At 48.5% G+C, this 1,908-nt stretch carries 1 protein-coding gene; it reads right to left on the reverse strand.

Annotated elements, in window-relative coordinates; all coding sequences use genetic code 11:
• Positions 1 to 237: 237 nt before the first annotated feature.
• The gene (gene mgtE, locus ACTHY5_RS07785; RefSeq protein ID WP_441878404.1) at positions 238 to 1,578 is read right to left on the reverse strand and encodes a magnesium transporter; all 1,341 of its coding nucleotides are present in this window, start codon (positions 1,576 to 1,578) and stop codon (positions 238 to 240) included.
• Positions 1,579 to 1,908: the final 330 nt, after the last annotated feature.

Consider the following 1,908-nt stretch of genomic DNA (forward strand, 5'->3'; position numbering starts at 1 on the left):
TTACGATTGTACCCAAAAAGGCGGGCGGCTTTAAGCGCTAAGCTGTAAGAAATAGCGCCTAGCACCAAGCTAAAACAGTGACTAGGGATTGGTTATGGGTGATGGGTGATTAGGGACTAGTGATTAGCACACCGCGCTTATTTTTCACTTGCCACTTCCTATTCCCCAATCCCTATTCCCCAATCCCTATTCACCAATCCCTATTCACCAATCACCAGTCTCTTGTCCTTTAGCCTACTAACCTAAGGCTAAAAATCGTGAAGCGATAAACAGATAAATAATCACTCCCGAGGCATCACACACAGAGGTGATTAGCGGAGCGCTGGCGCTGGCAGGGTCAAAGCCCAGTTTATTTAATACAAAAGGCAGGCTCATACCCACCACGCAGCCGATCATTACCACCGACATCATACTCATGGCTAATACCAGTGCGACTACTTCGTCGCCACGCATATACCCAATGGCTGAAACGGCCACGGCCATAGTGGCGCCTAAGCAGAGTGCCACTAAGGCCTCTTTACCTAATAAACTAAACCAATCGCGCATCACCACATCACCGGTGGCTAAGGCGCGCACCATTAAGGTGGCCGACTGCGAGCCAGCGTTACCGCCGCTATCAACCAGTAAGGGTAAAAAGAATACCAGTACCAAGTTAGCGGCAATAATGTCTTCAAAATGCGCAATGCCCGCCCCCGAGAACAAGTTACCAAACACCAATAGCACGAGCCAAAATACTCGCTTGCGATACAGCACGCCTATGCTGGCATCTTTTAGTTTGCCAACAATACTGGTCACACCGCCAGATTTATGAAAGTCATCTGTAGCCTCATCACTGGCCACGTCCATGGCGTCATCGTGGGTCACTATGCCGACTAAAGCACCATGGTGATCGGTAATAGGTAGGGCGATAAGGTCGTAACGGGCCACGGTTTTGGCTACATCTTCTTGATCGTCATCTACCTGACAATGCACAGGAGCGCTGATCATTAAGCTGTGCATTAAGGTATGAGGGGCAGCTAAAATAAGCGCGCGTAATGATACAACCCCTAATAATTTTCGTTCGCTATCAATAACATAAGCATGATAAATGGTTTCTGCATCGGGCGCTTCTACCCGTAAGGTGGCCAATGCAGTCGCCACATTCATATTGGGCTCTAGCGTGGCGTAATCGGCACTCATTAAGGCGCCTGCAGTCCCTTCTTGATAGGCGGCAAGCTTTCTAATTTCTTCGCGTTTTGCCTGGGCGAGTGCGGGCAGCAGCGCATCTTTTTGCTCTTGATCGAGGTGCTTATATAAGTCAGTTCGCTCATCTGAGGGCATTTCACCTACCACGCGCGCTAAGTTGGCTCGCGGAAAGGCTCTGGCCAGTAGCCCTTGTGCATCGGTATCTAAGTAGGAAAATACCGTGGCTCTATTGGGCAGGCGATCTAATAAGCGCCAAGCTAGCGCTGGGGGGATTTCGGCCAGAATATCGGCCACATCAATGGGGCGTAGTGTGTCGACCTGTTCAATAGCAGATTCAAACTGTTCTTTTTCAATGGCGTTGCCTATGGCTAACGCGAGTTCTTGGGTACTCATATTCTGCTCCGCGTAACCGCCTAATAGGCATTCGAGGCTAAAAATGGCGATATAGAGGTTCACAGCAAAGCAATATGCTCAGTGGTGAATAAACAACAAATGCTAAGTGATTGAATTTTTTATAGCAAGTTGAGCGCAAGCAAGAAAGGCAATCTTGAACTAACAAGCCTCCAAGACTACTTTGCAACGAAAACCGCGAAATTTACCAAAAATAGTCATCCATTCTAAAGGTACGTTTACAGCACCCCAATCCCCAATCCCTAATCCCTTTCTACCATTAGCGCTGCTGCTTCAGGCTATCAAGAGCAAAGCGTTGGCCGGCGAGGTAAT

Source organism: Oceanisphaera sp. (assembly GCF_052084945.1).
In the GTDB taxonomy this organism is placed as follows: Bacteria; Pseudomonadota; Gammaproteobacteria; order Enterobacterales; family Aeromonadaceae; genus Oceanimonas.